7 protein-coding genes are annotated in these 24556 nt (G+C 59.0%); all 7 read right to left on the bottom strand.

The window, feature by feature from the left end; translation table 11 throughout:
* Nucleotides 1-72: 72 nt before the first annotated feature.
* Nucleotides 73-18333 carry a leukotoxin LktA family filamentous adhesin gene (locus tag QDI87_RS01780; RefSeq protein ID WP_278742089.1) on the bottom strand — a complete coding sequence of 6087 codons (18261 nt, stop codon included), beginning with the start codon at nt 18331-18333 and terminating at the stop codon, nt 73-75.
* Between the two features lie 31 nt (nt 18334-18364).
* Nucleotides 18365-20047 (bottom strand): ShlB/FhaC/HecB family hemolysin secretion/activation protein, encoded by a 1683-nt coding sequence (locus QDI87_RS01775; protein WP_036376512.1) that lies wholly within the window; start codon nt 20045-20047, stop codon nt 18365-18367.
* A 60-nt stretch (nt 20048-20107) separates the two neighbouring features.
* On the bottom strand, nt 20108-20941 hold the full coding sequence (locus QDI87_RS01770; RefSeq protein ID WP_036376509.1) for a LuxR C-terminal-related transcriptional regulator: 834 nt from the start codon (nt 20939-20941) through the stop codon (nt 20108-20110).
* A 138-nt stretch (nt 20942-21079) separates the two neighbouring features.
* Nucleotides 21080-21862: a CYTH domain-containing protein gene (locus QDI87_RS01765; protein WP_051652209.1), complete on the bottom strand. Its 783-nt coding sequence runs from the start codon at nt 21860-21862 to the stop codon at nt 21080-21082.
* Between the two features lie 191 nt (nt 21863-22053).
* Nucleotides 22054-23241, bottom strand: a complete 1188-nt coding sequence (locus QDI87_RS01760; RefSeq protein ID WP_036376506.1) for a pyridoxal phosphate-dependent aminotransferase — start codon at nt 23239-23241, stop codon at nt 22054-22056.
* Nucleotides 23242-23522: 281 nt separating this feature from the next.
* The gene (locus QDI87_RS01755) at nt 23523-24026 is read right to left on the bottom strand and encodes an AsnC family transcriptional regulator (RefSeq protein ID WP_051652208.1); all 504 of its coding nucleotides are present in this window, start codon (nt 24024-24026) and stop codon (nt 23523-23525) included.
* A gap of 35 nt (nt 24027-24061) precedes the next feature.
* Nucleotides 24062-24517: an AsnC family transcriptional regulator gene (locus QDI87_RS01750; RefSeq protein WP_036376503.1), complete on the bottom strand. Its 456-nt coding sequence runs from the start codon at nt 24515-24517 to the stop codon at nt 24062-24064.
* Between the last annotated feature and the right edge of the window lie 39 nt (nt 24518-24556).

Raw genomic sequence — 24556 nt, 5'->3', positions numbered from 1 at the left:
CTGGAATGATTTAACAGTCCGCCGGGGCACCACGGAACTCGATTAGTGTGTCCCGGCTTTCCTGTCATGACGTCATGCCTTTTCGCTTTCTGCTTCATCAACGTCCGTCACTCCTGGCTTTGCCTTGGATGCGCCGAGGTAGTCCGACGCATCGACGAGGCCGAAGCGGTCGTGGAGCGAGAGTGCCGGATGGTAGTACGTACGATAGAAATCGTAGCGGTCCTTGTTCTTCATCATGCGCATCCAGTCCGCCTCCGTGTAGCGCTCGCGGTTTACCCGGTAGTGGTCGGCGAGGTCCAGGAGGTTGCCATTGCTGTGCTGCGCATTGACCTGGCCGTAGAAGCGCAGGAACATCCAGCGCTTCTCGTCCGGCTCACCATTGAGCCAGGACGAGAGTGCCTCTTTCGGGTCGTTGATGGCCGTGTCGTTCCAGTATGCGCTCGTCACGCCTTCCTCATAGACCGGCGCCGTGCCGAAGACATTTGTCGTCATGACGCCATTGCTGAACCGTGCCTTGTTGAGGACGTAAAGCTTGTCGAGCAGGAGCTGTCCCTTGCTGACCGAGACGTCGCCGTTCTCCAGCCAGAGGTGCTTGAAGCGGACGCCGCTGCCCTCGTTCGTGCGGATGTCGCCGATGTGGAGGTTCTTGATGGGCGCATCGTCCGACGCACCTTTCGGCGTGATCGTCAGCAGCCCCTCGGCACCTTCGCGCTGCAGGATGTCGTCGATGCCGATGTCGGCACCGGCGACCGCGATCTCCTGCCCCGCCGTGATGTGCTTGACATTCATGACCTTGTCCGGGTTGCGGACAAACATGGCCACGAGGTCGCCGTCCATCGTGTCGAGGTAGAGGCTGCCGTTCTTGATCTCGGTCGCCGCCTCTTTCTTGGCATAGAGGCCGTAGAGGTCGACATTGCCCGTTCCCTCATGGCGGATCGTGACATTGCCATTCGTCGCATTGACAAAGGCGCGGTCACCGTTTGCCTGGCGGTGGCTGTCCTTGATATCGCCCGTGCCCGTCGTGCGCAGCTCGACATTGCCGCTGACTGCGGTCAGGCGGATGTCCTCGGCCTTGCCCGCATCACGGCCGTCGAAGACCATGCTGCCGTCGTGCGTGTGCATCTTGATATCCCGATTTGCTGTGACGTCCCGGCGCAGCGTGATCGTGCCCGACTGAGCCGCATCCGCGATTGCATCGCGGTCGGCATTGACGAAGCCGTCAATCGTGATATCACCGTCATCTGTCGTCATCTGGATGTCATGCGCGGAATCGACAGAGCCCGTCACGCGGATGTTGCCCTTGCCTTCAAGCTTCTGGCTGTCCGATGCCGAGAGCACCGTGTCGCCGTCCTTCGAAGTCAGCGAACCGTCGACTGTGACATTGCCTTCCGTCGCCTTTGCCTCGGTGAACGTGCCGCTCTGGACATTGCCCGTCACAGAGACATCGCCGCCGGCTGCCGACAGGTCTGCCGACGTGCCGCTTGTGATATCACCCGTGACCGTGACGCTGCCATTATCGGCCTGTACCGCAGCAGAGGTACCGCTCTGGACATCGCCGTGGATCGAGACATCGCCGTCAGTCGCTTTGGCAAGCGTCGCCTTGCCGCTTGTCAAGCTGCCTTCGACCGTGACACTGCCCTCATCGGACTGCACTGTGACGTCGGTGCCGGCCTTCATCTGGCCTTTGACCTTCACATCGCCGCGCGCCGTGCGGGCCGTGGCATTGCCGTTATCGGCGACGAACTCGCTGTCAATCGTGACAGCACCGTCGCCGGACTCAGCTGCAGCGTCCTGGGCCGCGTGCATCTTGCCGCTGACCATCACGCTGCCGCGCTGCGTCTTGACTGTGGCCGCACCCGTCTTCGAGTCGACCTTGCCCTGGATCTCGATGTCGCCATCTTTGCTCAGGGCTTCGGTATTGCCGCTTTCCGTGGCGAGCAGGTCGCCCTTGACCGAGATAGCGCCCGACTCAGCCGCCTGGAGCTTCACGCCGTTCTTGGCCGTCACGAGACCGCGGACCGTGATTGGCCCACGGAGAGTCGTCAGCGCTGCCGTCGTGCCAGCATTGACCGTGCCGTCCTTCACCGACGTGCCGACGGTGATTGCACCGTCTTCCGTCGTGACGTCAACAGCCTTGTCGGCCTTCAGCGTGCCGTCGACTGCAATCGCGCCGTCATCCGTCGTCATCTCGATGCCATGCGCAGAATCGACAGAGCCCGTCACGCGGATGTTGCCCTTGTCTTCAAGTTTCTGGCTGTCCGATGCCGAGAGCACCGTGTCGCCGTCCTTCGAAGTCAGCGAGCCGCCGACCGTGACATTGCCTTCCGTCGCCTGCGCCGCGACCGACGTGCCGCTTGTGATATCTCCCGTGACCGAGATGCTGCCATTATCGGCCTGCGCCGCAAAAGAGGTACCGCTCTGGACATCGCCGTGGATCGAGACATCGCCGTCAGTCGCTTTGGCAAGCGTCGCCTTGCCGCTTGTCAGGCTGCCTTCGACCGTGACACTGCCCTCATCAGACTGCACCGTGATGTCGGTGCCGGCCTTCATCTGGCTTTTGACCTTCACATCGCCACGCGCCGTGCGGGCCGTGGTATTGCCGTTATCGGCGACGAACTCGCCGTCAATCGTGACAGCACCGTCGCCGGACTCAGCTGCAGCGTCCTGGGCCGCGTGCATCTTGCCGCTGACCATCACGCTGCCGCGCTGCGTCTTGACTGTGGCCGCACCTGTCTTCGAGTCGACCTTGCCCTGGATCTCGATGTCGCCATCTTTGCTCAGGGCTTCGGCATTGCCGCTTTCCGTGGCGAGCAGGTCGCCCTTGACCGAGATAGCGCCCAACTCAGCCGCCTGGAGCTTCACGCCGTTCTTGGCCGTCACGAGACCGCGGACCGTGATTGGCCCACGGAGAGTCGTCAGCGCTGCCGTCGTGCCAGCATTGACCGTGCCGTCCTTCACCGACGTGCCGACGGTGATTGCACCGTCTTCCGTCGTGACGTCAACAGCCTTGTCGGCCTTCAGCGTGCCGTCGACTGCAATCGCACCGTCATCTGTCGTCATCTGGATGTCATGCGCGGAATCGACAGAGCCCGTCACGCGGATGTTGCCCTTGCCTTCAAGCTTCTGGCTATCCGATGCCGAGAGCACCGTGTCGCCGTCCTTCGAAGTCAGCGAGCCGCCGACTGTGACATTGCCTTCCGTCGCCTGCGCCGTGACCGACGTGCCGCTCTGGACATTGCCCGTGATAGAGACATTGCCGCCGGCTGCCGACAGGTCTGCCGACGTGCCGCTTGTGATATCGCCCGTGACCGTGACGCTGCCATTATCGGCCTGCGCCGCAAAAGAGGTGCCGCTCTGGACATCGCCGTGGATTGAGACATTGCCGTCAGTCGCTTTGGCAAGCGTCGCCTTGCCGCTTGTCAGGCTGCCTTCGACCGTGACACTGCCATCCGCAGACTCAGCTGTAGTGTCGGTGCCAGCCTTGGCATCGCCCTTCTGTTTGATGTCATGATAAGCGTTCAGGGAAATCGCACCGGTATAGGCCGTTGTTGCGGCACGGTTCTCGATGGAATCGCCAGCCTTCATGGTCACATTGCGCTTTGCTGTGATGGCTGCGTCGTTGATGATGCTACCATCTGTTGCCGTCAGGACGATATCCTGCTCGGCGTGAAGTGCATCGCTGTTATTGAGGCTGCCCTTTGCCGTTTCGCGGATATCCGCTTTGGCATCCAAGCCGCCCGTCGTGACCAGCGAACCTTCGTCGTTTATGAGCGCAATGCCTGCTGCGGCTGCAATCGGGCCGTGGATATCGAGGTCGTTGGCCTCGCCGTTCGCATAATTGCGGACGGTGACATCCTGGGCCTTGCTGCCGTCGGCGAAGATGACTTTCAGGTCCTCATCGCCGCCGTTGCCGAGCACGATGTCCGTCGCCTCGCTGGCGTTATTCAGCGTCACCTCCTTGAACGCATTGAACATCTTGGATTCTGCCTCTGCTCCGCTGTTCAGGCTGATGCCTGCCGCTGCGTCCACAGAAACATCCGAAGCCGTGATGGCATGAGCTGCCGTCTGGTTGATGGAACCGTCGGCCTTCAGTTTCAGCGTGCCAGCAGTGAGCGTGCCGTTTTTCAGGTTGATTTCCCTGTCACTTGACAGGTTCACCGTATCTGCCTGCACCTGGCTCACAAGCAGCGACGCGTTTTCGTTGCTCCCAAGGCCCAGGCTGGTTTCAGCCGCCACATCAATCATATGGCCCGGATTCGTCTTCACCATACCGAGCAGGAGAAGACCGTCCTGTTCCCCGGCCTTTCTCTTGCCGGCCAGGTAAATATTGCCATCTTTTGCTTCAGCATTGATGGTCGCGCCATTTCCCAGGATGCGTACGCCGCTGTCCTTTGCACCGATGCCGCCCTCTGCCTTCAAATCAAGTAGTCTGCCGGCATTGAGGTAAGCCTGTGCCGATGCGTCAGGACTCATGGCGATATCCTTCCTGGAGGCCAGCACCATATCCTTGCCGGCATAGAGCCCGGAAAGCTGCAGATTGTGATTGCCCACACTGCTGATATACATGCTGCCGTCCGTCAGAGCAGACAGGCTGCCCGTAAGGTCGACGTCAATGGGTTTGTCCGCTGCCCCGATGTCGGAACTGCCGCCTTCGAGGATCAGATTCTTTCCGTTCAGGTTGGCACTGCCATCCTTCAGGGAGTTGGTCACACCGGCTTTGCCCAAAACGCGGATATCACCCGTGCTGGTCGTTACTTTGCCCAGTTTCAGGACTGTATCCTTATTTTCACCGGACGCACGGCCGGCCACATAGATATTGCCGTCGGACGCGATGTTCAATTCACCTCTAGCTTCGATGCCCACAGGCACCTTGCCGTAGATGCGGAACACATTCTCACCCTTGTCATTCTTGGTATAGCCCACATCGGAAACGTTGGCATTGACGACTTTCTTCAGGTCATCGAGACGTTCATCCGTGGTGATATCCTTGACCAACACATCTTCGGCCGCCTTGTCCGAGCCAATGTTCTTCGCGTGGATCGTGATATTCTGACCGGAAATGTTCGCTTCCTTCAGTTCTGTATCCGTACTGCCCTGAGCCTTGTTGACGATGGCATCGCTGATGGCATAGAGAAGCTCATTTTCCGTCCAGCCGGCACCGGCCTTCTGCAGATTGGCCAGATGATTTTTGGCTGTATCGCTTTTAGCCAGATAGTCGTCAGCACTTGCATAAGCGCCATAGCGGTCTTTCAGGGTCTGATAATTGACGTCATTTTCAGCTGCTTCTTCCTTGTTTGCATAAGCAGTCTTCAAATTTAGGTACTGCGCAAATTCAGACTGGACACCGTCCTTGTATGCGGCCACGTCTTCTGCCTGTTTCTGCTTGTACTGTCCTTCACCGTCGATCAGGCCCAGGTCTTTCCAGCCCTGAACGAGATCTGCCGTATTGCCACGGTCGATGGTCTCGCCGCTGGGCAGGGCATCGATGAGGCTGCCTGCAGTGGTCAGCGTCACATTGCCGCCCGTCGATTTGATGGTACCGACGCGCAGATTGCTGTCTTCTGCTGCATAGATATCGCCCTTAGCCGTAATGTTGACACTGCTGGAAAGCGGGTTCAGCACGTCGACAGCGTGATCCGGTGTTTCCACCTTCAAAGCCGTCGCGGCCGTACCAACGCCTCCCTGCCGGCTGACGATGTCGATGCGATTGCCTTTGACAGCCTCAGCCGTGCTCTGGGTCAGATTGCCCAAAACAGTCAGGCTGACATCGCCATTCATGTTCTCCGCTTTTACCAGATTGACATGGCCCGCTTTGCCATAGGCACCGTCAACGGTGATGTTCATATTGCCTCTGCCGGTATTGGCCGCGTCGAGCTTCACCGTATCGCCAAGGGACTCGATGGCAATATTCGTCAGGCCCTTTTTGGCGCTGAGCTTGATGTTGTCGCCCTTGAGCAGGCCGCCATTCTGATTGATGGCACCTTCCTGCGATGTGATGGCAATGGTCGAGCCCGCCCCGCTCTGGCTGGACTGGATTCTGCCGGCCAGGGCGACATCGGCCTTACTCGTCACATTGATGGCCGAATTGCCATTCTGATTGCCGAGGAAACCAATATCGATGCCGTGATCCGCTTTGACACTGCCCACATACTGCTGGGCCGTACCCGTGTTGGTATCCCATTCGGTGCGTTCCCAATGGAACCAGCCCAGGAAGCCTGTCTTCCAGCGCTTGGTGACCACTGGCTGCGTCCGGGAATTATTCAGGACCACATTGTCGTAGACAAAGACATACTGCTTGTCCTTATTCGTAAGGTTGCTCGTATCGATATAGACGCCGTTATCATTGGTAAAAGTCTTATGACCCATATCCTGTGGCGTAATTTCCTGTTCATACTTCGTCAGTTCCGTTTCATTCAGCGTCGTGACAGCTCCCCAGAGGCCGGCTTTATGGTCATGCTCGTAATGTTTCTTCGTGGTGACTTTTTGGCCACTGGTCCAGTTGTAGCGCAGGTCTTTCTGTGGATTGTACACGGAAGAAGCACCGCTGGTGCTGAGGACTTTCCAGTCGCCGGCAGCTTTGTCCCAGTTTGTCAGGTCCTTGACCACCGTACTATTGCGGGTATATTCCGTGACTTGATTCCTGGAGGAATCGGCAATGCTGATCAGGCCGTCATTTTTGTTGCTGATAAGCTTGCCCACCTGCAGAGCCGTGTTCGTATTGTTAGTCACGCTGATGTCATAGGCACCGTCGAGGGCCACAATTTTGCCATTGCCCGTGCTGGAAATGCGGCCGCTCAGATAAATCTTGCCGCCGTGGGCATCGATATCGGGGATGACCAGTTTCTGCGTCGACGGATTGTAGTAGACATCAGGCTGGTATTTGTAGGTACCGTCCGCCTGCAGGACTTTGCCGCCTTCCTGTACAAGATAATACGTTCCTGTGGTGATGACCGCATCGGACAGATTCTGTTTGCCCATGCGCGCCCAGCTGCGGTCTAGCTTCTGGACTTGCGGCGTCACTGTGCTGGCAACGGTAACTTCGTATTTGCCGTAGCCGCTCTGAATCAGGCCGTTGACGTTGATGTCCGACGCGTTGATGTAGATATTGTCGCCGGCAATGCGCGAACCGCTGCCGTTCAGTACATCATCATGCGTCCGGTCTTCCGCATGAACGCGCTCAGTATGCTCAAAGCCATAAGCTTTGTTGTATTCCTGGACTTCACTGTTGAAATATTTGTCTTTGTACAGCTGTTCCGGGTTGCCGCCGATGTTGACGATGCCCTGGGTAAAGCCCTGGCTGATGCTCTTGCCGGCGGTCAGGTGGATTTCCTTGCCGTTGACTTCCGCCGTGCGGCTGCCTTCGCCCTGCAGGAGAATGTTGTAGTTCTTGTCTTCTACCGTAACGACGCCATTTTCCGCCTCGACATTGCCGTTAATTTCAATATCGGCCTTCGGGACGAGCTCGGCATCGACCTTTTTGCCCGTCTTCTTGTTATTGGCATCGACTTCGTCGATTTTCGCTTTGATGGCAGCCTTGCCGTAGTCGCTCTTGATGGTGACCGTGCCACCGGTACTGGTGGCAGCGTCGGTGCTGACCGTCAGATTGACGGCAGAGGACTTGTCCTGATTGGCATTCTTGATGATCGCAACGGCATCTTTGGCCAGAGACTGGCCATTGTAGTGGATTTCACCGCCCGGATTGACGGCTCGCACATCTCCCACTTTCAGATAAAGATTGGTATGGTTTTCCACAGTAGCTTCCGGACTGCCCTGGGCTTTCAAGGTACCTGCGCCTTTCAGGCTGCCTGCTTCCACCGTGATATTGCCGCCCGAAGCGACGATATCCGGCAGCGTGATGGTATCCACCGTAAGGCCGCTGACAGGCACCAGATATTCCTTGCCATCTTCTCCGATTGCCTTGGACAGAAGGCCCAGGTCGTTGAGTTCGTTGTAGATGCGCGTCTGCTCATCCTGATAGCCTTTCAGCGCCGTCAGGTCCTTGCTGTCACTGTACTGGCTGATCAAGTTAGCCAGTTCATAGTAGCGTGTCACCAGGGCATTGGCGTAATCGATGCGTGCATAGGTGATGTTTGCCGTATCGATGCCGCTCGAAGCGTCGATTGTCGGATGCTGGACAGCATTTTCCTGCCCTTTGACAGCTTTGACAGCAGCCAGTTCATCTTGGTCGAGAACGACAATCTGTCCCGTCCCGCCGATGACGACTTTTTGCTTGTTCTGCGCGCCGGCCGTCACCTTGCCGTCAATCTGTACATAGTTATCTGTCTTGTCGTTGATGCTGTCGGACTTCTTGCCAACGGACGTGCTGGTGAAGTTTTCATTGGCATCGCTGTGATACCAGGTATACTTCACAGACTGTTCGCGCAGGTATTTGCCGGCTTCATCGGCATAAGCACTGACATGACGGACACCGGCGACATCTGCATCCTTGCCGACGATGACCTGATTGGCCTGAGTCAGCGTATCCTTGAATTTCGGGACGGCGACAGAAAGCGCCGTCTTGTTGTAGGCTTCCGACTCAACATTCAGGTCCAGGTTATCCAGGGCGCCGTTTTCATCTTTGCCCGCATAGAGATTGACATCGTTCAAGCTGTAGACTTTGCCCTGGACATCGACTTTGTTCGTCCGCTGCAGGGTGTTCTTGACATCCGACGAAGCACCGCCGACGGCGCCGCCCTGGGTATCGGCCACGCCTTTGGCCGTTACATTCCAGTCGTCCGAAGCCGCGAGGGTGATATCGCTGTCCACCGTATCCGTGCGCAGCGAAGTCTTCCCATCGGTCGTGATGGTATTCTTGCTGGTCAGGTTGTTGTCCACATCCACCCAGGTTGCCGCACCGGCGCCAGCCGCCTTGATATAGCCGGCCGCGTTGATCTTACCGCCCGATTCAGCTGCCAGGATCTGGCTGCCGCTGCTCGTAAGGGACGCATTGCGGGCATCCACAGTGGCCGTGCGGTTCACCGTATTATTGAGCTTAGCGCCCTGTACCGCTACACCACCATAACCGCTGCCTTCTACGGCATACGCCTTGTTCTGACCGAGATTTACCTTGCTGTCCGCCTTGGCCGTGAGCAGGCCGCCACTGGTAATCTGACTGCCCGTCAGCACGACATCAGCAGCCCCATTGGCCGTATTGTCGGCCTTGGTGGCACTGGCACCGACGACGGCTGCCTTCGTGGCATCGGCGTTCAGGTCCATATGGTCCGTCTGGGCCGACTGGATGGCCACGTCACCGTTCACATCCCAGCTGCCCTTGAGGGTAACCTTGCTGCCCGTATACGTCTTGTTGTCTACAGCACCGGCCAGGTCGCCGCTGATCATGCCGCCGCCGCTGCCGTCGGCTGTCGTCAGATTGTGCGTCGTGCCGCTGGCATTGGCGGACAGCGATTTCAGCTGCGTCTTATTGCCCTGCAGCGTAATCGTCGCAGTATTGGCATCTTTTTCCGTGCCGCTTCCCGTATAGGCCAGATTCGTGCCGCTGGCGAAAAGGCCGCCGACGGTAATGCCGCGGGCATCGGCTGCAGTCTGCGTCGTGTTGGCCGAGGTCACGTTCAGAGCCGTTCCCCTATTCTTCTTGAAGGAAACCTTGCCCATCGTCACGTCCGTATCGATATCCGTATTGGCTATCGCCGTATTGATGACGGCCGTACCGCGGCCGGCTGCTGCAAACCCCTTGACCTTGGCTTCACTGTTGTTTTCTCCATTCTGGCTTTCGGCGCTGGCTGTGATTTCTGCCTTGTCAACATCGAGAGTCGTGCCGTCAGCTATCTGGACGCCGGCTTCGCCTTTGGCAGAGGCCGTTGCCACAGACGCACTGGCACTGCCGAGAAGGGCAACAGAGAGACTGCCCGTCTCCGCCGTGACAGCCGGACGGGTCGTGGCCTGCAGGCTTGCCGTCTGACCACGGAAGACGCTGTTTTTCTTGCTGTCGCTCTGCGCGACGAGAATCTTGGATGCACCCTCGTCACTTGCCAGGGCAACGACGCCGTTGGCACCGACCAAGCCGAAGGAGCCACCATATGTTTTGGCCGTGACCACATTGGCCTTATCGGCCTGCAGGCTGGCCGTTCCCTGGGCCGTATGCAGCGCACTTCCCTTGACTGCAAGATTCACATCACTGGTATTGTCTGCCTTGGAGACAAGGGCTCCGGCCGTCACGAGGCCTGCCGTAGCGCCGTAGACCGATGAAGCCGTCTGGGACGCATCCGCTGCCTTCATCGTGATATCTTTGTTGCCGGAAGTCAGCGTAGAACCCACGGCTTCGACTTTCGTCTCACCGTTGGAGCTGCTCTGGGCATAGGCCGCACTGACAGCAGCCACACCGGCGATATTAGCCTGATACGCATCGATGCTCGTCTTGCCGCCTTGATCAGCCGTTACAGTGAGAGCGTTGTTCGCCTGCAGCGTACTGCCGCTGATGCTGACGCCGGCATCTTTCTTCGCATCGAGGACGGCAACCGTCGCACTGAGCCCTAGCGAACCCGAAACGCTGGCCGAAGCTGCTGTAATCTGGGCATCGGTCTTGCGATTAGCTCGGAGGGCCATCGTATCTGTCGTGGTGATATCAGAGTTTGTCACTGCCACCTGGGTCCCCTTGGCGTCGCTTTTGCCGGAAGAAGCGGTCACGCCAGAGGCATCGGTGGCCGCGACGCCCGTATCCCTGTTGTGGAGGGTGTCCTTGACCACCTTGCCGCTGGCTGTCGTGTCATCGGTGGTGGCCGTCTTCTGGGAATCCAGGGCCGTATTGGACCTCTTCAACGCAGCGGTCGTATCAAAAGAAGCCCCGTTATTATCGCTGCTGCCGTAGGTATCCGCCAGTTCGGTGCCGATGGAGGTCACCATCACGTTGGCATTGATGCCGAGGCCGCCCGCCGTAGCGCCCACCAGGTTCTGATTTACATCCATCTCTTCCCGGGAGGTGATGGCCGCCTTCTGAGCCTTGATGGTGCTCTTGTTCACCTCGGCCAGGGTAGAGGTGCCGATGGTGTTGACGCCCACCCCCGTAGCAATGGCGGCGCCGCCCGCACCAAGCGTAGCCGCGTTGAACTTCGTGGTCACCCGGTTATGAGCATCCACGGCAAAGTCCTGGTCGGCCGCCACGGTGCTGTTATCCACGACCGCTGCAGTCTGGCTGTTCAAATTGTTGACGGAAATCGTCGAAGCCGCCGCACCCATGGAACCAGCCACACCGGCCACGACCGTTGTTACAGAAGTGCTGCTGTCGGCTGCCACTTTCACGGAACCGGAACCAGTCTGGCCGTCTTCCTTACTTGCCGTGACATCACTGTTTATAAGTTCTGCATTGGTGGTGAAGTCATCGTTGACCACGCCAACACCAGCTCCCACGGCGCCGGAAACCATAGCCGCCGACATTGCTGCCGAAGCGCTGACCAGAGTGGTCTCATGGTCGTGTTTGGCCGAGATGTCCAGGCCCTTGTTGTTGCTGATGATGTTCTTCATGGTGGCGGTCACGGAGCCGTCCAGTTTGGTGGCGGCTGCTGTTGCCGCTACTGCGCCTGACCCGTAGATTCCGCCGGCACCGGCCACGCCGTCCGCATTGGTGACGACTGTGGACTGCTGGTCTGCCGTTACGGCCAAGTTCCGGCCGTTGACCGTCTTTTTCGCCGCATCCGTGCCGCTCAGTTCCGCAGCCGTCTCCCGGTCAAGGAGCAGGGTATCCGAAGCCGCGCTCACACCGGCCCCGCCATCGGCGCCGATGCCCACAGACAGGGAGCCCACATGGCTTTCGCTCTTGGTCACATCGTGGGCTTTCACGGCCACATCACCGGCCATGCTGTTATCCAGCTCGGCATTGATGTCCGTGCCGGTCACGGCTGCCCGGGTGGTCCCGCCGATGTTGTTCACCGTCACCGTGCCGGCGGCACCCACGGCCACCGTGTCAGAACCGGCCAGACCGGCTGTCAGGGCCACGCTCTTCAGGTTATGCTGACCGGACGCGGTCACAGCCACGCCCTTCTGCGCGTCGCCCACCGTCTCGGTCTCCTTGCCCCGGGCCTCCAGGGAACTTTCTCCCACAGTGCTTTCCACATTGCCCGTGATGGCATTGTAGCTGACGCCCATGCCGAGACCGGCATTGCCGGCTGCACCGCTCACCGTCCCGGCATAGTTCGTCAATTTTTCTCGCCCATTGGCCAGTACGCCGATGTTGCCGCTGCTGGTCAGGGTGCTGCCCGTCACAGCAGCCTTCACGTTGTTGCCAATCTGGTTCACGGCGATGTTCCCCGCAAGAGCTACCTTGCCGGCCAAAGCTGCGCCCACACCAATGGACGTAATGGTGGAATTCCCGTCTGCCTGCACGGTGGTATGCTTGTCTTTGACCGTGCTGCCGCTCATGGTAGCCGCAGTATCCTGATTGATCCGGTTCACGGCTACCCCGGCGCCGCCGGCAAAGTCACTGCCGCCGGCACCCACAGCAACCAGGCTGTTGATGGTGCTCTTGCTGTCCGACTTGACCGTCACATCGGCTCCTTTGTCCGCAGCCTGGTCGACGGTGCTGTCCTTCATTTCCGCCGTCACAGCCTTGTTGACAAGAGCCGTGGCAGCTGCGCCCTGGACGGCCACTTTGCCGGCACCGCCGACGCCTACAGCAGCCGTGGTCAGGGTGGAACCGTCCACCGCCTCAACGGACGTGGACCCGTTTTTCACATGGGTCAGGGTGGTCTTGTTCAGGGCCGCCCGGGTCTTCTGGCTGGCTTTTGCCGTGCTGGTGGAAGCGCCGCCCACATCGTTGTAGGCCACGGCGCCGCCCAGGGCCACCTTGCCGCTGGCACTGACATTGCCGGCAGCAGCCACCCGCACATCGTCGCTTTCGGCTTTCACTTTCACGGCTTTGGCAGCAGTAATCACGGTATCTTTCGCGGTATTGGACCCATTTTCAGCGCGCACTTCACCGACAGCTGCTTCCGTATCACTGCCGCCGTGGTTCACCACCACGGTTCCGTTCACGGCTGCATTCTGGCTGGCGGCCACAGCAGCCCCGATGCCATAGATCTTGCCCGTATTCTTGCCTTCCACATCCACGCTCACACCGGTGGACGGCGTTTTCGCTGTCACGCTGCCTCCGGCCAAGTAGGCACCGATGTGGTTGTCCAGGCCATTGTAGGCCAGGGCGGCCCCGACGCCTGCCGTCTTGCCGTAGGCCACGGAACCGGCCACGTTCACAGCCTGTGAATTGCTGGCCGCTTTGACCGCCAGGGAGTCTGCCGTGATGGCCGAATCACTGGCCTTGGCAAGGACCGTGTTGTCCATATCCTGCCAGGTCACGCTGCCCATGCCGCCGAAGTCCTTGGAACCGGCGGCCACACCGGCCGACACGTTGACGGCCAGGGAATCTGCATCCGCCTCGGCCGAGACGGAATTGGCTGCAAGTGTGGCATCGGCGAGGGCTGCCGTGAAATCATTGTCGACATTGGCCACGTTGACCGCCGCTCCGGCCGCATTGCCGCTGGAGCCGGCCACCACAAAGGCGGCGCCCACGCTCAGGCTGCCCTTGTTGCCGTCGAAGTCCACTTTTTCACCGGCCGTATCCAGGCCGTTGCTGCTGTCGGAGGTCTTGTAATAGGAAGAACCGTCCGTATCCACGCCGGCATCTTCGGCAAACTGCTGATGCTCCTTGTAGTTCCCCAAAAGGTCCTGATACGGCTTGGCTTCTGCCGAACCGCTGGTGGTATCGTGCGCGCGGACCGCGATGGAATCCGCCGTCACCTTGGCACGGCCATCGATGCCGGCCTTCACCGTATTGTGCAGCCCGTTGTAGACCATGGCCCCGGTAAAGGCGTTGTTCGTCCCACTGCCGCCCACGGCGACGCCTGTGGAGATGGCCGCCGTGATCTGCTTGGTGGCCAGGAGGCTCTCAGCATCAGCCGTTTTGATATTCGTATACATCCCGCCGCTGATGCGGGCATCGAGATCGTTGTTGATATCCGCCACGGTGATGCTGCCGCCCACGGCCGTACCGCCGCCGGTGGCCACATTGGCATTGACGCCGCCCGTGACCTGGAGGTCGCTCTCATAGGCCGTCAGCTTGACAGCGGCCTTCTCGTCAGCCGAAACGCCGGAAACGGTATTCTTCTCGGCGAGAGCCTTCACATCCTTGTCGATGAGGTTGACGGAAACAGATGCGCCGCCCGCGAAGTTGTTGCCGGGCTGGCTGTTCTTGGTCAGGGACAGACCGGTCCCCACTGCCACGGAAGTGCCGCCGGAAAGGGCCGTGACGTCCATGCTCTTGAGGCCCTCGACCGTGCTGTTCTTTACGGCAGATTCGATGGTATTGTCAATCTTGTTGACGCCCACGGCCCCGCTGAAGGCCGCACTCGTCCCGCTACTCTGACCCTTGCGCGCCGAGATGGCCGCACCGCCGCTGAAGGCACCGACAAAAGCAGTATCCCGGGCACCTGCCTGCAGGACGCCGTCATTGTTCAGATTGACATGTGCCCCGTCGATGACGGCCTGCGTCGTATCGCTGACGAGGTTCAGCGACACACTGCCAGCCCCGGCAAAGGCAAAGGACGGAGCCGTCTCGGATTTTGTTGGCACAGCACTCTGCGTCCCGCCCTGGGATGCTCCGGCCCCATTGACGGTGCTGATGACATTCTGTACCTTTTTCGAGACGTCATTGATTTTCCCGTTGACGGTATCCGTGAGGCTCGCCAGCTTGCCAAAGCCGTCGCCGAGCTTGTCAAGAGGCCCTTTGTCCGCTTCTGGTTTTTCGGGATCCTTGCCACTGGCCGTCACGCCGCCAGCCACACTGATGATGTTGATGAGGCCGGTGGTCTCCGCGCTCACGCCCAGCTTGGAAGCCTGGATGCTGCCGCTTTTTTCATCATCATCGGCTGCATCGATGTTCTCCACCGCCGCCCGGTTGACCACATCCACCTTGTTGATGGCCGCCGCAATGCCGGCAGCAGCCGCACCACTTCCTGCCGAGAGCGACAGGATGGCATTGTTCACATTCGTATCGTTATAGCCAGTAATGGCAATGCTGCCCTTCTTGTCCGCATCTTTAACGGCCTTCAGGACAGCGTCTTTGTCCACGAGGGTCTGATTCTTGCTGTCCGAATCGGTCATGGCCAGCATGCCGCTGATGGCGCTGCCTTCCGCCTTGCCCGCCGAGAGCATGACGCCCGTATGGAAGATGTCCGAGCTGCTCGCAAGCTCCATGTCACCGGCCGTCAGGGCTGCGCCCTTACCGACCTTGACAAGTGTATCCGTATCGAAATTCTGGTAATTCACGCTGCCGCCGATGCCGACGCCGCCGGCTGCTTCCGCATCATTCTTCCAGACTTTGTTCTTGCCGGTGATGTTGACATCCTTGATGGCTTCTTCGGCCCTCAGGTCCAGCGCATTCCCCGCCGTCAACGACGCATGCTTGCCGACCGTCACATGGCTGCCGTAATCGAAGTCGGTCGCCGTGACCGCCGCGGCCAGGGATGCCTTGGTGTCACTGCCGCCTCTCGAGACAGCAGCTGCCGAGACATTGGCATACTGATTCGGCTCCGTGAAAGCCACGGCATTCGTGACGACGGCCAGAGCATTCGTGACCACTTCACCAAAAGGCGAGGTCACATCCTGCAGCTGCGCCACAGACTGCTGGATTTTCGTGACAGCATTGAGGATTTCCCAGCCTGTCCCGGCGACGTTGCCGATCTTGTTCAGCGTGCCCTCTGCCGTCAGGTTCTTGACATTGGATGTATCCTGCAGATAGTCCGTCGTAAAGGCTGCAGCCATTCCCGTCATGGATGTCTTCAGCTTCTCCAGCTGCTCCAGGATTTCCTTGGCCTGTTCTTGCTTGGCTTCCGGCATGTTTGCAATGGCATCAATCGCCGTATTGAGCTTCTCGATGCTGCGGTCGATCTCGCGTTTCATGCGCTCCGGGCGGTGGTATTCCATGATATTGCTGCTCTGGAGGTTCAAGTTGCCGTTGGCCTTCAGCGTGGCGTGCTGATCATCCGTTCCGTCTGCTACCGTGACATCGGTCTGATTGTCCATGCCGGCGTAGACGACGCCTGTTGCGATGGTCACGGTATCCGAGCTATTGTCGCTGTTCTTGAACGAGCTCGTAGCTCCTGAAGCCGTCATCATCGTGTCGTAGACCTTCGATTCCGCCTTGGCCGTCAATTCCTGCCCGGCCTGGACGGAAGCCTTGCTGCCGATATTCACTTTGGCCTTGTTGGTTTCATCCGCCACCGTCACGGCAGCACCGGCCGAGAGCGTCTGGCCAAGCGTTGTGCTCAAGGGAACGTCGGTATTTCCGCCGTCCTTCTGAAGCTTGCTCAAGATGCCGGCGACAACCTTGTTCTCCTTGACTTTATTGCTGATGCCCGTGAGGTCTGCCGCCTTCATAGCTTCCGCTTGCAGTTTCCCCATACCCAAGTTGTTGTTGCTCACATGGGTGTTCTCATCCGTAGTATTTGTCGCCTTGATCGTGACATCGTTTTTTGCGTTGACCGTTCCCTGCACATCTACGGCACTCGTGCTCGCGTGGACCACTACATCCACGGCAGCTGTGCCCACTGTCTCATCGGCAGCTTTGGCCGTGGCCGAGGTGTTGAGCTTATGGACCGTGTCCGCCGTGACAGAAGCCGAGCCCTGCGCCGCCTCTGCCGTCCCGTTGATGGCAACCTTGGCATCATTCTTGTGGTCCGTAATGGCCACAGCAGCTGCCAGAGAAGACGAACCTGCTCCAAGTACCCCGCTCTTGACCGTCGTGCTGGCGGAATGATCCACAGCTGACTGGGCATCTGCCTTGATCTGGAGGGCTTTATCCTTGACATTGCCCTTGTCATCCACGGTATCGGCCCCGGTGGCCTTGACGTTGCCGTCAATCTGCACCGTCGCCTCATTCGTGGCCTTGGCATAGCCCATCCCCACAGCCGGAATGGCGCTGGGGACCTTGCTGACCAGCTTGCGTCCCGCAGCCGTCACGCCGGCAGTGCCATCGAGATTGGCCTCGGCCGAAACAGCCACCTGGCTGCCTTCCACCTGGGCCTCTTTCTCCACCGTCACACTGGCCTTGTTGTCGAGGATCATGACATTGGCACCGACAGGCACCACATAGCTGAGAGTATCCCCCAGATTATCCGTAACGGAATTGCCGCTGTCCACATACGTGTTGTCAGCCTTTGCCGCGAGCTCCGCTTTGCCCGCTGCCTTGACAGCCCCCTGGACTTTGATGTCAGCCACGGTCTGGGCAAAGGCGCTGGCACCAGAGGCCGAGTAGTCCTTATTGCCGTTGGTGGCTTCTGCCTTGAGCACAGCATCACCGGCCGCCGTGATGGTGCCGTAGTTCTCCACGCTGGCTGTGATGGTCTTGGGCACATTGATTTCCGGGGTCTCCGTGGTCCCGAGGATGCCTGCCAGTTTGCCAAGGTCGTTGAAAGCCTTGTCATAGGCATTGGCGTACTCCGCCCTGGCCGCCAGCACGATGTCGCCATTGCCCGTTTGCGTGGCCTGCAGATCGCCAAGATCAGCTGCCTGTTGCTGCTCAGTGTTCAGCTTGACCAGAGAGGAAAAATCCGTCACGCCCGTCTCGATGGCCGCTGTCTTCTCGATGCCACCGGCTGCTGTGCCGTCAATCGCTTCCCCTGTCAGATTCCTGCCCACGGCAATCTGCGCAGCGTAGAGCTTCACATCGTCCGCCGCGTTGATCTTGCCCAGCACGCTGATGGTGCCGCTGGGATTGAGCGGGATGAGCGGACTGCCATTCTTGATGGCATTGAGATGATCCTCAGTGGCCGCTCCTTTATCAAAAACGCCTTTCAGCGATTCATAATTCGATTCGCCGGGCAGGGATGTCGTAGCCGGTGCCATGACATAGAGGGCCCCCGTATTGATGACGCCACTCTTGCCGACGGCCATGCCCTCGGGGCTCAGGAAGAAGAGATTGCCGCCGATCGTGCCGTTCCTGATGGCATTGACCGTGCCGTTGATGTCGATGCGCGTGTTGACGAAGTTCAGGAGATTCCCGGCATTGATTGTCTCGCCTTGCTTGTGGAAGTACAGATTGGCGATATCATTGGCATCCAGCTGGAATTTCGCGAATTCATTGATGGCAATATCGCCGTGGAGTTTCTGGGCATAGATGTTGTAGACGCCACTCTCCGCAGATACCGGCTGGTTATTGACGTCTTTGATCTCCGAAGCATCCACCGCCGTGGGGCTCATCACGAGTCCTGCTGCCATCAGGGCCGAGAGGACCTTATCGGTCAGCCGATTCGCTTCGGTGCGGGTCATGCGGGCCGCATCCTTGGTGCTTGCACGCTCATTCTTTCGATTCGTATAACGTGTATAACTCATGATGATTACCTCCTTCTTGATGGTCTAGCAGTCAGAACTGGCTGTTGAACGAGAAGTGGACGCGGGCTCTGCTCTGCTCCACTTCATTGACCGTGCGGATCAGCGGGAAGCCGAGGCCGACGTTGAGGTAGGCGTGAGCGCCGAGGCTGCCCTTGAGGCCGAAGCCTGTGCCGGCGAGGCTGCGGTCGCCGAAGGCGCTGCTGCCCCAGACGCGGCCGCCGTCGAGGAAGAGATATGCCTCGAGTCCTTTGGTGACGGGCACGCTGTATTCAAGGCCCATCGAGAGGCCGCCGTCACCGCCGAGCAGGCTCTCGGTGTAGCCGCGCACGCTGTACATGCCGCCGATGTAGAACATCTCGGCGGATGGCAGGTACTGCGTGCTCGAGAGCTGGCCGTCGACGCGCATGGTCCACGACTGGCCGTGCGCAAAGTGCTTGCGAAAGAGCCCATTCATGTTGTATTTGCCGAAATTGCGGTCGCCCTGCATCGTCTGTGCCTTGCCGATGGCGTAGGCGTGCTTCTGGTACCAGATGGTCGAGCGGCCGTAGTCGAGCTGGTCGTAGAACGCCTGCAGCGTCTGCACCGTGTCGTCGACCCAGGGCATGCCGAGGAAGTCCGTGCGCGAGTGCTGGTAGCCGTAGTCGAGGCCAATCTCGGAGCGCACCGTCTCGCTCGTGACGACGGGATTCGTCACGAAAAGGTCGTAGGCATACGAATGGCCGCGGACTTCGAGCGGCTCGAGCGCTCCATCCGTGATGTGGACGCTGTTCGTCGTGTAGTTGACCCCGATCTTGCTGCCCATGCGGTCGAGCGGCGCCGTGTAGCCCGCGGCAAACGACTTTGTGCCCTGCGAGGCCATCGTGCTCAGGAACAGCACATCGCGGTTACCCGTCAGGCTGCGGTCCTGCCAGAAGAAGCCGCCGCGGTAGAGGCCGCTCGACTTATTGCCGGCATTGTCGGCAACGATGCCGAACTGGTACAACTGCGGCTCGCGGACGGCGATGACGTAGTCCGTCGTGCCGACCTCGGCGCCCGCCTTCATCACGATGTGCAGCTGAGCGTCGTTCGTTGCGTTGAAGCGCAGCAGCTCTTCGTTGAGGTCATGGATGTTCGCGACTTCGCCCTTCTTCAGCGAGAGACGGTGGCGGACGTAATCCTCGCGCGTCGTGCGGTTGTCCGTCAGACTGACCTGCCCCGTCCGCCCCTCGATGAGCTCAATCTTGACGACGCCGTCGTGGATCGTCTGCGGCCCGAGGAAGGCCCGGCAGGTCATATAGCCTCTTTTCTGATAAAGCGCATTTATCTGATTTATCAAGGTATAGAGGTCCGCTAGCTTGACCTCATGGCCGACGTACGGCGCGGCGAGCTGCTGCAGCTCGTCATCCGTCAGCACGGACGAGGCGCTCCACTCGATCTTCTTGAGCGGAAACGAGATATTGCCGCCCTGCTGCGCTTCCGGCACATCGGCACCCTCGACGCCTGCTGTGTTGTTCTCCTTGGCCAGGCGCTCGCGCGCCTGCTGTTCTTCGAGATACTGGCGCGTGCGGCTCAGCTGTGCGCCCGAATCGTTGTAGCCCGCCGGGCGGGCGGCCGGCGGCTCCGTGCCATCCGGCGCCGCCTCGGCCGCCATCGGCAGGGCCAGCAGCACGGCGAGCACCAGTGCGCATCTGCCGTGTGCGCGCATCGCCGCACGGTTATGGGAAGGATGTATCATCAGAGGTTCCCCCTTCTATCATGCATCGTCGTGTCCATTGGTATTCCTTCTGGTATTCGTTTATTTTTTCTTCTGTTCTTTGTCATGCGGAGCCCTCTCCACCTGCCCGTCCTCACATTTCTTTGCCACGCGGTCCAGGACTTTCAGGACATCATGGCTGGCATCGCCCTCGCTGTCGAGCAGGGGGCCTGTCGTGCAGAGTGCGCGGATGAGCTTGGCGAAGAGCATCTCCCGACAGTCGACGTTGAACTTGTTGAAGATCATGCGCACGTGGTACTGCACGGTGCGGTAGGTGATGCCGATTGCGGCGGAGATCTCCTGATACGTCTTGCCGTGCATCATGAGCACGAGCACCTTGCGCTGCTGGGAGCTCAGGTGCGGGATTTCCTTGAGCTCGAGCTCGGAGAGCAGATTGAGGAAGTAGGTATAGGTCTGCCGCCCGAATTCTTCGGGCCAGCGCTCATCGCCCTTCATCGCATGCCAGGGGTTCGAGGTATGGACCTGGCAGATCTTGAATTTGCCGCGCTCCCAGCGGATCGTGACGGTCGAGCGCTGGCGCTCCTGCATGACGTTCTTCTTCTCCTCGAGCTGGACAGTCAGCAGGTATTCGCAGAGCACGACACAGGCGCGGCTGCCGATGGGCTGCGCATCGTAGCGTTCCTCGGAGATGGCGATGAGCGGCACGGCTCCTGACTGGCGCTGCTCCGCAAAGTAATGAAGCGCCTCGTCATAGCTGCGCAGGTATTCCTCCGGGCCCGCGCCGATCCAGCTGAAGTTCTTCTCGTCCATCTGTTCCATGATTTTCCAGATGCTCTTGCGCTTCTGGTAGAAATCCCAGACGAAATCATGCACGATCTCTTTTGCTTTATCTAAGAATGCATTTTGTTCGACCATTGTCATCACCTCTTCTTCTACTAGCTCTATTCTACCAAAAATAAAACGGGATAACCCTGTCATATCCGACAGGGTTATCCCGAAATTGCACAAAAAATACCATAAACGTACAGGAACGTGCACGAAATGGCAAAAAAATCAGCGAGTCATCTCATGGCCGTCCTCTCTGCCCCGCTCTGCACCGGACAGCTGTTCTTGCTGCTCATCAGGCGCAGTCTGGACATCCTGTGTATCCTCTGCATCCTTTACATCCTTTGCATCCTTTGCATCATCTGCATTGTCAGCGGAATCGCCAGCCTCAATCATCTCTGCTTCCTCTGTTTCCGCTGCACTTTCGGCAGAGGCCGTCTGTTCACGAATCTCCTCCGCCTTCGGCGCCGCGTTCTCGTCCGGCATCACCATGGCGTACGGCGCCCACTGCTCCGGCGGCTGGCTCATGATCATCTTGGCCAGCTGGAAGCCGTTGACGCGCGCGAGTTTCCCGTACGTGAAGCGCGGATCATCCGTGACCTCGCGGCCGAACCAGTACGGGATCTCAAAGGCTCTCGCTTCTTCTTCGTTGTCGAACTCCACTTCGACGTAATCAAAGCCCCTGAGATGGCCGCTGTGCCGGTTGTACTCTGCAACATGACCGTCCGCAAGCGGCAAGTAGTAGCGGCGTTTCTCGATGAAGAAGGTGTTCTTCTCCAGGCATTCGACGAGATGTGAGAACTCGCGCGAGCTGATTGCAGTCTCCCACTCCTCGCGGACAAGCCCTGCGCCGCGCTTCACTGTCAGATAGAACTTCTCCTCCCCCTGCATCGGCCGGACCGCGCGGATGCGGATCTCCGGCTGCAGCGAGACATAACCCTGCAGGATGGAGTCGTATCCACTCGGCAGGGATGGAATGATATCAACGAGAAACTGACGTTCTATCTCCATATGACACCATCCTTCTTCCCTATCACGTTCCTTATCATATTCATGCTATAATCCCCTTCAGCATATCATACTTTCAATATGATTTATTTTAGTATAACTTGTATTCTAACACATCATGCCCTCGATTTCACTAAAAAAGAAACGGTTCTCCTGCTTTGCACAGAAGAACCGGGTAGACAAGAGTGTGCGCTTTATTTCCTGTATTCTTCTGCCAGCTTCTTGAAGAGCGGAAGCGAACGTTCAATCGTCTCCGTCTTGATGCAGTAAGCCGCGCGGAAGTAGCCCGGGCAGCCGAAATCCGTGCCCGGCACGAGCAGCAGGTCATACTTCTTGGCGCGCTCGCAGAACGCGTAGTCGTCCTCTTCGAGCGCTTTCGGGAAGAGGTAGAACGCGCCCTGCGGCTTGACGCAGGTGAAGCCCGCCTCGATGAGGCCGTCGTAGAGCAGCTGTCCGTTCTTGCGGTACGTCGAGATGTCGGACGGCTTGCCGGCGCAGCGCGCGACGACGAGCTGCCAGAGCGACGGCGCGTTGACATGCGTGAGCACGCGCGCAGCACCGGCGATGGCGCCGTAGACCTCGGCTGCGCCCTCGAGCTCATCTGGCACGACGATGTAGCCGATGCGTTCGCCCGGCAGCGAGAAGGACTTGCTGTAGGAGTAGCAGACGAGCGTGTCGCGGTAATAGCACGGGATGTACGGCACCGTGTTGCCCTCATAGGCGATCTCGCGGTACGGCTCATCGGAGATGATGTAGATCGGGTGGCCGTACTCCTCCTCCTTGCGGCGGAGAATGGCAGCGAGCTCCTCGATCGTCTCTTCCGAGTAGATGGCACCGCTCGGGTTGTTCGGCGAATTGACGATGACGGCCTTCGTGTGCGGCGTCAGCAGCGCCTCAAAGGCCGCAAAGTCAATCTGGAAGTCCTCGACGCGCGCCGGCACGACGACGAGCTTGCCGCCGACCGATTCGACGAAGCAGCGGTACTCGGGGAAGAACGGCGCGAACGTGATGAATTCATCGCCTTCCTCGCAGAGCGCCTTGAAGCAGATCGTGATGGCAGCGGCAGCGCCGGCCGTCATGAAGAGGTTCTTGCCCGCAAAGTGCGTGCCGAAGCGGTCGTTGATGCTCCTGGCCAGCGTCTCGCGAACCTGCGGGTTGCCCGGCGCGATCGTGTAGCCGTGGACAGCCTCCGGCGGCATCGTCTGCAGGATGTCGATGGCCGCCTGCTTGACGAATTCCGGCGTCGGCACATTCGGGTTGCCAAGGCTGAAATCGTAGATATTCTCCTCACCGACCTCCGCCGCGCGCTTGCGGCCAAACTCAAAGATCGTGCGGATCGTCGACTTCTTCGTACCGAGTTCATACATCTTCTTTGAAACCATATGATAACCACCCTTTATCATGTTCTTGTCATAATGTTCTTTTACGATGCCACATGTCACGGACACCATGGACAGAGTTCTTTCAGTCCAGAACGCAATTAACATTTTACCACAACGATCGGCGAAATGCACGAAAAAAGATGCCGGACAGAACGTGCTAACAAGTGATTATTGGTGCTTATCCGTACAAATAACGAGCAGAACGAGACGTATAGAAAAAGACCCCAGATAAGCCAGAAGCATTGATATCGTTGGCTTTCTGAGGTCTTTTGTCTTTGTGGTCATTCCTGGAAGTATTTCATGGAAATCTTCTTCCACTCGCGTTTGGTGTAGAGCATGGCGCGCTCTTTGACGCCTGTCTCGTCGGCGAGGCCGGCGACAATCTGCTCGCACTCTTCGCGGCTGTGGCCGTGGACCATCGTGTAGAGGTTGTAGGGCCAGTCGGGTGCGGTCGTGCGGTCGTAGCAGTGCGAGACGGACGGCGACTCGGCCATCTTGCGGGCGACTTCGTCGAGGCGCTCGGGCTCGACCTGCCAGGCGACGAGGACGTTCGACGAGAAGCCGACCTCGCGGTGGCGCAGGACGGCGCCCATCTTGCGGATCTTCTTTGAATCGGCCATGGCCTTGACGCGCGCGAGGAAGAGCTCCTCGCTGACGCCGATCTGCTCGGCCATTGCCTTGTAGGGCTCGGCGACGAGCGGGAAATCGCCCTGCAAGGCGCAGATGATTTTCTTGTCTAATTCGTCGATTGTAGGATTACCGGTACTTGTGCGATGTTCTGACATTGGCGGGGTCCCCTTTGCTTGCATTGCTTGTCTCATCAGGCCAGCTTGAACTGGACGTTGATCTTGTATTTCTTCTGCGATTTGAGGTTGAGCATGCTCTCGACGCCGGGCAGGGCGCGGATCTCCGTGAGGATCTCGTGCTCCTTGTCGAGGCCCGGCGTCAGCAGGGTGAACCAGAGGTTGTAGCGGCCCTCGCGCTCGTAGTTATGGGTGGCGCCGGGGTAGCGGTTGATGGCCTTGGCGACGGCCTCCATCTTCTCGGGGTCGACGCGCAGGGCGACGAGCGTGCCCTTGTAGCCGAGGCGGCCCGAATTGAAGAAGGTGCCGATGCGGCGCAGGTAGCCCTCCTCTTTGAGGACCTGCAGGCGGTCGATGACGGCTTCTTCCGTTGTGCCGAGCTTTTCTGCCAAGGCTGCGAACGGGCGGCTGCAGACGGGCAGGCTGCCCTGCAGCAGGTTCAGTAAGTCTTTGTCAAACGTTGTCAGCTCCATGATGATTCCCCCAAGATTCTTCTCTACACATTCCCTTAT

The organism is Mitsuokella jalaludinii, assembly GCF_928722185.1.
Classification (GTDB): Bacteria; Bacillota; Negativicutes; order Selenomonadales; family Selenomonadaceae; genus Mitsuokella; species Mitsuokella jalaludinii.
Note: the sequence above shows the minus strand (reverse complement) of the source record. Positions and strands in the feature narration are given on the sequence as shown.

What these genes read in the sequence shown, in the direction of transcription:
- QDI87_RS01780 (WP_278742089.1), bottom strand. Translation starts at nt 18,333, where the DNA reads ATGAGTTATACACGTTATACGAATCGAAAGAATGAGCGTGCAAGCACC.
- QDI87_RS01770 (WP_036376509.1), bottom strand. Translation starts at nt 20,941, where the DNA reads ATGGTCGAACAAAATGCATTCTTAGATAAAGCAAAAGAGATCGTGCAT.
- QDI87_RS01750 (WP_036376503.1), bottom strand. Translation starts at nt 24,517, where the DNA reads ATGGAGCTGACAACGTTTGACAAAGACTTACTGAACCTGCTGCAGGGC.
- QDI87_RS01760 (WP_036376506.1), bottom strand. Translation starts at nt 23,241, where the DNA reads ATGGTTTCAAAGAAGATGTATGAACTCGGTACGAAGAAGTCGACGATC.
- QDI87_RS01755 (WP_051652208.1), bottom strand. Translation starts at nt 24,026, where the DNA reads ATGTCAGAACATCGCACAAGTACCGGTAATCCTACAATCGACGAATTA.
- QDI87_RS01765 (WP_051652209.1), bottom strand. Translation starts at nt 21,862, where the DNA reads ATGGAGATAGAACGTCAGTTTCTCGTTGATATCATTCCATCCCTGCCG.
- QDI87_RS01775 (WP_036376512.1), bottom strand. Translation starts at nt 20,047, where the DNA reads ATGATACATCCTTCCCATAACCGTGCGGCGATGCGCGCACACGGCAGA.